This window comes from Candidatus Polarisedimenticolaceae bacterium (assembly GCA_036376135.1).
Classification (GTDB): Bacteria; Acidobacteriota; Polarisedimenticolia; order Polarisedimenticolales; family DASRJG01; genus DASVAW01.
On the sequence record DASVAW010000071.1, the window covers coordinates 1 to 6,913 of the forward strand.

At 70.2% G+C, this 6,913-nt stretch carries 7 protein-coding genes; 3 read left to right on the top strand and 4 right to left on the bottom strand.

Annotated features, from left to right (window positions below):
* Window positions 1–95: 95 nt before the first annotated feature.
* The 4 genes from VF139_06500 to glk form a co-directional block, all read right to left on the bottom strand.
* Window positions 96–326 (bottom strand): hypothetical protein, encoded by a 231-nt coding sequence (locus VF139_06500; GenBank protein HEX6851040.1) that lies wholly within the window; start codon window positions 324–326, stop codon window positions 96–98.
* Window positions 327–481: 155 nt separating this feature from the next.
* Complete coding sequence (locus VF139_06505; GenBank protein ID HEX6851041.1) at window positions 482–964, bottom strand: DUF456 family protein; 483 nt, start codon at window positions 962–964, stop codon at window positions 482–484.
* Window positions 949–2,949 (bottom strand): transketolase, encoded by a 2,001-nt coding sequence (gene tkt, locus VF139_06510; GenBank protein ID HEX6851042.1) that lies wholly within the window; start codon window positions 2,947–2,949, stop codon window positions 949–951. The genes VF139_06505 and tkt overlap by 16 nt, the downstream gene beginning before the upstream one ends.
* A 15-nt stretch (window positions 2,950–2,964) precedes the next feature.
* Entirely contained in the window at window positions 2,965–3,945 is a 981-nt protein-coding gene (glk, locus tag VF139_06515) for a glucokinase (GenBank protein HEX6851043.1), read from the bottom strand.
* A 69-nt stretch (window positions 3,946–4,014) separates the two neighbouring features.
* Here glk and VF139_06520 point away from each other — a divergent pair, with 69 nt between their 5' ends.
* From VF139_06520 to VF139_06530, 3 genes are all read left to right on the top strand, one after another.
* Window positions 4,015–5,469, top strand: coding sequence for a Glu/Leu/Phe/Val dehydrogenase (locus tag VF139_06520; GenBank protein ID HEX6851044.1), 1,455 nt, complete (start codon window positions 4,015–4,017; stop codon window positions 5,467–5,469).
* 122 nt (window positions 5,470–5,591) lie between these two features.
* Complete coding sequence (locus VF139_06525; GenBank protein ID HEX6851045.1) at window positions 5,592–6,185, top strand: hypothetical protein; 594 nt, start codon at window positions 5,592–5,594, stop codon at window positions 6,183–6,185.
* Window positions 6,182–6,805: a hypothetical protein gene (locus VF139_06530; GenBank protein ID HEX6851046.1), complete on the top strand. Its 624-nt coding sequence runs from the start codon at window positions 6,182–6,184 to the stop codon at window positions 6,803–6,805. The genes VF139_06525 and VF139_06530 overlap by 4 nt, the downstream gene beginning before the upstream one ends.
* The last annotated feature ends 108 nt before the right edge of the window (window positions 6,806–6,913 follow it).

Genomic DNA, 6,913 nt, shown 5'->3' on the forward strand with positions numbered 1-6,913 from the left:
TCGTCGACGCCGGTCAGCAGGCGGTAGATCGGGAGATTGTCGGGGGGCTTCATGCGGTGAGGATGCACGAAGCCCCGCCCGCAGGACAAGCCGGATCAGGACGGCGGAAGGATCGGGATCTCCACGCACCCGGTCGCGCCGGCACAGTCCGCCAGGCACATGTTGTTGAAGCGCTGGCCGCCGTCGCACCAGACCTTGGCGCCGCCCGTCGGGCAACCGCACGGCGACGGCTTTGCCGCCTCCACCTCGGTCCAGAGGGTCGCGGCGCCCAGCACCACGACCAGACCGAACGCGCAACCCAGGAACCAACGAACCGTTCTGCGCATGCTGCCCCCATCCCGACGGGGGCCAAGGGGCCGATGCGGACCCCGGCGCCCCGTCGCATCGGGGCTTCTATGGAAGCCTCGCGGGTCGGGGGCAGCCGGAGTCCGCCTGTCGGTCCGCCGCTGCAGCGAGCGGGGGACGAGGCTCAGCCAGCCCCTCAGTCCTTGAAGTACGCGAACCCGGCGATCCCGAGGATCGTGAACGCGAGGGCGACCTTCGCGAGCATGCCGACGAGGAATCCGACGAACGCCCCGCCCCCCGCCTTCGTCGCGCGCTTCAGGTCGCGATCCAGGAAGTACTCCGCCGCGACGGCGCCGAGCGCGGGGCCGAGGACGATGCCGAGCAGCCCCATCGGGAGCCCGACGACGAGCCCGACCATCGCGCCGAGGATCCCCCACTTCGAGGCACCCATCGTTCGCGCGCCCAGCACCCCCGCGAGGTAGTCGACCGCGAACGCCGCGGCGGACAACACCCCGACCGCGACGACGGTCCCGACCGAGATCCTGGCGAACCCGTCCGCCGCGGCGATCGCGAGCACGCCGCCGAAGAGCAGGATCGATCCCGGGATCGCGGGGAGGAACAACCCGACGAACCCGATCGCGATCGCGAGGAGACCGGCGATCTTCAGCGCGACAGCCACGTGCGGATCCGCTCCGTCACCGCCTCGGCGGTGAAGCCGAACTTCTCGCCGAGCACGTTCCCCGGCGCCGACGCGCCGAAGCGGTCGATGCCCAGCGTCAGGCCGCCGGGGCCCGCGATCGCCCGCCACGGGTCGGTGCGCCCCGCCTCGATCGTCGCGACGGGGACCCCCTCGGGGAACAACATCGACTTGTATTCGTCGCCCTGGGCTTCGAAGAGCTCGAGGCACGGCGCCGAGACGACGTTGAGCCGGATCCCCTCCTTCGCGAGCGTCTCCCTCGCCGCGACGGCGAGGTGAACCTCGGAGCCGGTGGCGACGACGACGGCGTCGGGATCGGCCACGCCGGCGACGTTGTAGGCGCCGCGCAGCGCGTCCGCGATGTTCGGCATCTCGCGCGGGATCGGCGGGAGCTTCTGGCGCGTCAGCACGATCGCGGTCGGTCCGTGGCGGCGCGTGAGCGCGTGCCCCCAGGCGACCGCCGTCTCCCAGCCGTCGGCCGGACGCATCACGTGGAGGTTGGGGATGATGCGCAGCGACGCGACCTGCTCGATCGGTTCGTGCGTCGGTCCGTCCTCGCCGACGAAGATCGAATCGTGCGTGAAGACGTAGATCGCCTGCAGGTGGGAGAGCGCCGCGAGTCGGATCGCCGGGCGCATGTAGTCGGCGAAGACCAGGAAGGTCGAGCCGTACGGGATGAACGCCCCCGAGTACGCGATGCCGTTCATCACGGCGCCCATCCCGTGCTCGCGGATCCCGAAGTGCAGGTTGCGACCGCCGAACGCCTCCTTCCGGATCGAGGCTTCCCCCTTGAGGAGGGTGAGCGTCGAGGGGGCGAGATCGGCGGAGCCCCCGACGAGCGCCGGAGTGAGCGCCGCGGCCTTCTGGAGGACGTCGCGCCCGTGCTCGCGGGTCGCCGCGGCGTTCGTCGGCGCCTGCGCGACGAGCTGCTCCACCACGTCGACGGCGACCTCGCGGTTCACGATCGCGTCCCACGCCCGCGACTTGTCCGGGTTCGCCCCGCGCCACTGCGAGAACCGCGACTCCCAGCCGGTCCGCAGCGCGGCGCCTTCGCTCGCGCGCGCGTGGAAGAAGTCGCGCACGGCGTCGGGGATGTGGAACGTCGGCTCGAGCGGCCAGCCGAGGGCCAGCTTCGTCGCCTTCGTCTCGTCGGGGCCGAGCGGGGAGCCGTGCGCCTCGTGCGTGTCCTGCTTGTGCGGCGCGCCGTGGCCGATGTGCGTCCGGCAGGCGATCAGCGACGGGCGCGCGGTCTCCTCGATCGCCGCCTCGAGGCACTTCTCGATCGCGTCGCGGTCGTGGCCGTCGCACCGCTGCACGTGCCAGCCGTACGCCTCGTAGCGTCTCGGGACGTCCTCGGAAAACGCGAGCGCCGTGTTCCCCTCGATCGAGATGTGGTTGTCGTCGTAGAGGACGACGAGGTTCCCGAGACCGAGGTGCCCGGCGAGCGACGACGCCTCTCCGGAGATCCCTTCCTGCATGTCGCCGTCGCCGGCGATCGCGAAGACGCGGTGGGTGATCGGCTGGAAGTCGTCGCTCCCGAAACGCGCCGCGAGCATCTTCGCGGACAGCGCGAGGCCGACCGCGTTTCCCACCCCCTGCCCGAGCGGTCCCGTCGTCGCCTCGACGCCCGGCGTCAGGCCGAACTCGGGGTGACCCGGAGTGCGGCTGTCCCACTGGCGGAACGCCTGCAGCTCGGAGATCGGAAGGTCGTATCCGGCGAGGTGCAGGAGGGCGTACTGCAGCATCGAGCCGTGACCGGCCGAGAGCAGGAAACGGTCGCGGTCCGGCCAGTCGGGCGCGGTCGGGTCGTACCGCAGGAAGCGGCTCCACAACACGAACGCCATGTCGGCGGCGCCCATCGGCATCCCGGGGTGTCCCGACTTCGCCTTCTCCACGGCGTCGACCGCGAGGAACTTGATCGTCTTGACGGCGGTTTGCGCCAGCTGCGGGTCGATCGGAGCGGACATCACGGCCTCCGGGGGTCAGGTGCGTGGAGGAGCGGCATGGGCGGCCGCGCCGAAAAGACCCAGGCGCGGCTCGACGACGACCTTGACGGGAACGCTCTCGAGGAAACGGCGCAGGCGCCCCTTGGCGCGGAACGACTCGAGGAAGGTCCCCTCGCGCAGTTTCGGGAGGATGCGCGGCGGGATCCCGCCGCCGACGAAGACGCCCCCCGAGGCCTTGGCGACGAGCGCGAGGTTCCCCGCCGCCGCGCCGAGGAGCGACACGAACATCTCGACCGCGCGCTCGGCGGCGGGATCGGACCCTTCGACGCCGGCCTCGGACACCGCGGCGTTGCGATCGCCCGAAGCCAGGCGCTCGAGCATCGCGGGGGACGCCTTCTCGCGCCCGGTGTCCACGAGGAAGTCGTAGATCGCGGAGAACCCGGGCCCCGCGACGATCCGCTCCTGGCTGACGCGCGGGTGGCGGCGCTGGACGTATTCGAGGAGCGCGGCCTCGTCGGCGTCGCGCGGGGCGAAGTCGGCGTGCCCCCCTTCGCTGGCCGAGACGAGCAGGCGCGCGCCGTCGCGGACGAGGATCGCCATTCCCAGTCCCGTTCCCGGGGAGATGAGGGCGACGTTGCCGTCTCCGGGCTTGAGTCCGGGAGTGAGGTTCACGATCTGGCGCGGCGTGAGCTCGTTGAGCCCGTGCGCGGAGGCCTCGAGGTCGTTGAGGAGCGCGACCGGCTTGTTCCCGATCGCCCGCGAGACCTTGTGGGCGTCCACCGCCCAGCGGAGGTTCACGATCTGGCTTCGCCCCCTGAAGATCGGCCCCGCGATCCCGAACGCCGCGCGGCGCGGCCGCTCTCGCCCCTCGGCCAGGAACGCGGCGATCATCGACTCGAAGGTCGGCCAGTCCGCGCTGGCGAGGATCGAGATCCGGGACGCCCGGAGGCGCCGCCCTTCCCGCTCGAAGAGGCCGAGGAGGGTCTTCGTCCCGCCGACGTCGCCCGCGAGAATCATGGCCGGTCATTATAGAGATTGCGCGTGAAACGGCCGGTGTATCATCGGCCCCTTTTTCCGGAGGAGTACGTGGCGACGAGCACCCGTTCGAAACGCGCGGCCCAGGCCCCCGAGGACCTCAACCTCAACAACATCGTGAACCGGCAGTTCGAGCGCGCCGCCCGGCACGTCAAGCTGCCCGAGGGGCTGGCTCAGCAGATCCAGGTCTGCAACAACGTCTACTACATGCAGTTTCCCGTGAAGATCGACGACAAGTACGTCATCTTCGAGGCCTGGCGCGCGGAGCACTCGCACCACCGGAAGCCGCTCAAGGGGGGCATCCGATACAGCCGGATGGTCGACCAGCACGAGATCATGGCGCTCGCCGCGCTGATGACCTACAAGTGCGCGATCGGCAACGTCCCGTTCGGCGGATCGAAGGGCGGCATCAAGCTCCGCCCCCGCGACTACACTCCCGAGCAGCTCGAGCGGATCACGCGCCGCTACACCCACGAGCTGATCAAGAAGAACTTCATCGGCCCCGGCACCAACGTCCCCGCCCCCGACTACGGGACGGGCGAGCGCGAGATGGCCTGGATCGCCGACACCTACGACGCCTTCCACCCGGGCGGCATGGACAACATGGCGTGCATCACCGGGAAACCCGTCACCCAGGGGGGGATCCGGGGCCGCCGCGAGGCGACCGGACGCGGCGTCGTCTACGGGCTGCGCGAGCTCTTCCGCCATCCCGAGGACCTGAAGAAGACCGGCCTGTCGGGCGCGCTGGCCGGGAAGACCGTCGCCATCCAGGGGTTCGGCAACGTCGGTTATCACGCCGCGAAGATCCTGCAGGACGAGGACGACTGCAGGATCGTGGCGGTGGGCGAATACGACGGCGCCGCCTACAACCCGAAGGGGCTCGACGTCGATGCGCTCGCCGAGTGGTTCAAGGCGAAGGGCTCGATCAAGGGGTTCCCGGGCTCGTCGAAGACGCTCCCGAAGGGCTCCGACGTGCTCGAGCTGGGGGTGGACATCCTGATCCCCGCCGCCCTCGAGAACCAGATCACCCGCGAGAACGCGGATCGCATCAAGGCGCGCGTCATCGCCGAGGCCGCCAACGGCCCGACGACGACCGACGCCGAGGCCGTCCTTCTCAAGAAGGGCATCCTGATGCTGCCGGACATCTACCTCAACGCCGGCGGCGTCACCGTGTCGTATTTCGAGTGGGCGAAGAACATCTCGCACATGCGTTACGGCCTCATGGAAAAGCGCGTGGACGCGACCCAGCGCGCCCAGCTCGTCACCGCGACGGAGGACCTCCTCCACGCGCGTTTCCCCGACGCCGTGCGCGACGCGTTGATCCGCGGACTCGACGAGGAGGACCTCGTCCGCTCCGGCCTCGAGGAGACGATGGTCGTCGCCTACAACGAAATCGCCGAGATCTGGAAGCAGAACAGGAAGATCGAGGACCTGCGCACCGCGGCGTTCGTCTGCGCGATCCAGAAGGTGGGACGCGCGTACCTCGAGCTCGGCGTGTTCCCCTGATCGACGCCCCTCAACGGAACGATCGAACGGGCGCCCTCCGGGGCGCCCGTTCTGCTTCTTGACGGATCGCGTCTTGAAAGACGCGGCGAGCGTCCTCCATACTCGGCGACAAGGAGTTCACCATGCTCGCCCGCGCCCTCCTGCTCCTCTGGACCGCGGCGCTGCTCGGCACCTCGGCGTCGGCCGCGGATCCACGCGGCAACGCGAATCTCTTCCTCGGCCGGAAGGTCCTCGACTCGGGCGACTGGCAGTCCGTCGACCGGCAGGACGAGCTGGGCGTGCTGCTGTCCCTCGGCCGCGCCGACTGGCCCGTCTTCATCGCCGTCGATCTCCTGGCCGCCACGGATGAGGGGGATATCGACAACGACTTCCGGGGACCCGCGACACTCGACGCCCGCACCTACGAGGCGGCCTTCGGGGTGAGGAAGATCTGGGCTCCGGGCTCCACCCACCCCTACGTGGGCGCCGGGATCGTCTGGGTCACCGCCAAGGTGGACCTGACGTCGTTCGGCGAGACGTTCGACGCCAACGACAGCGCCCTGGGACCCTGGGTCGGCGGCGGGGTGTTCTGGAGGCTGGGACGCCGAATCAACCTCGGCATCGACGCGCGCTGGAGCGCCGCCGAGGTGTTCCTCGACTACGGCCGCGGGCTCGGCGCCGACAAGCTCAAGGCAGGGGGACTCCACGGCGGGATCACGCTCGGGGCGGGCTGGTGATGGGCCGGCTCGCGTCGGCATGCCTGCTCGCCCTCTCGGCGCTCCCCACCCCCCTGCTCGCCACCGAGACGCAGGGACACGCGAGCGTGCAGCTCGGTTGGAAATGGCTCGACGGCGAAACCTGGGGGGACGTCAAGCACCAGGACGAGTTCGGCGCGTGCCTGTCGATCGGAGGACGCGGCTGGCCCGTCCACATCGCCCTGGACGTCCTTCGCTCGGACAAACGCGTCGCCTACGACGCGTCCCGCTACGGGGGAATCGGCGTGCAGACGTACGACGGGACGACACTCGAGGTCGCCACGGGCGTCCGGAAGATCTTCGACGCCGGCACGACGCATCCGTATGTCGGCGGCGGGCTCGTCTGGATCGACAGCTCGCTCCGTCGGGAGCAGCTCGGGTTGGGGGAGACCCGCGACGCGGAGGCGTTCGGCGGCTGGCTCGACGTCGGAGCGTTCTGGCGCCTCGGCCCACGGTTCAGCCTCGGCCTCGACCTGCGCTGGAGCCATGCGGAATCCGACAATCCCACCGGCCCCAGCGGCCCCGACCGCGCGTCGCCTTTCCCCGAGACGTATCGGCTCGGGGGAGTGCACGGCGGGGTCACGTTCGGTTTCGCGTGGTAAGGGTCCGAGTTCGGGGTTGAACTCCCCCGGCATCGATGCCCATGATGCGCCGCAAGGAGGAGACCATGCGCAAGTCCCTGCTCCCGCTCGCCGTCGTCGTGCTCGCCC

What these genes read in the sequence shown, in the direction of transcription:
- VF139_06500 (HEX6851040.1), bottom strand. Translation starts at nt 326, where the DNA reads ATGCGCAGAACGGTTCGTTGGTTCCTGGGTTGCGCGTTCGGTCTGGTC.
- tkt (HEX6851042.1), bottom strand. Translation starts at nt 2,949, where the DNA reads ATGTCCGCTCCGATCGACCCGCAGCTGGCGCAAACCGCCGTCAAGACG.
- glk (HEX6851043.1), bottom strand. Translation starts at nt 3,945, where the DNA reads ATGATTCTCGCGGGCGACGTCGGCGGGACGAAGACCCTCCTCGGCCTC.
- VF139_06525 (HEX6851045.1), top strand. Translation starts at nt 5,592, where the DNA reads ATGCTCGCCCGCGCCCTCCTGCTCCTCTGGACCGCGGCGCTGCTCGGC.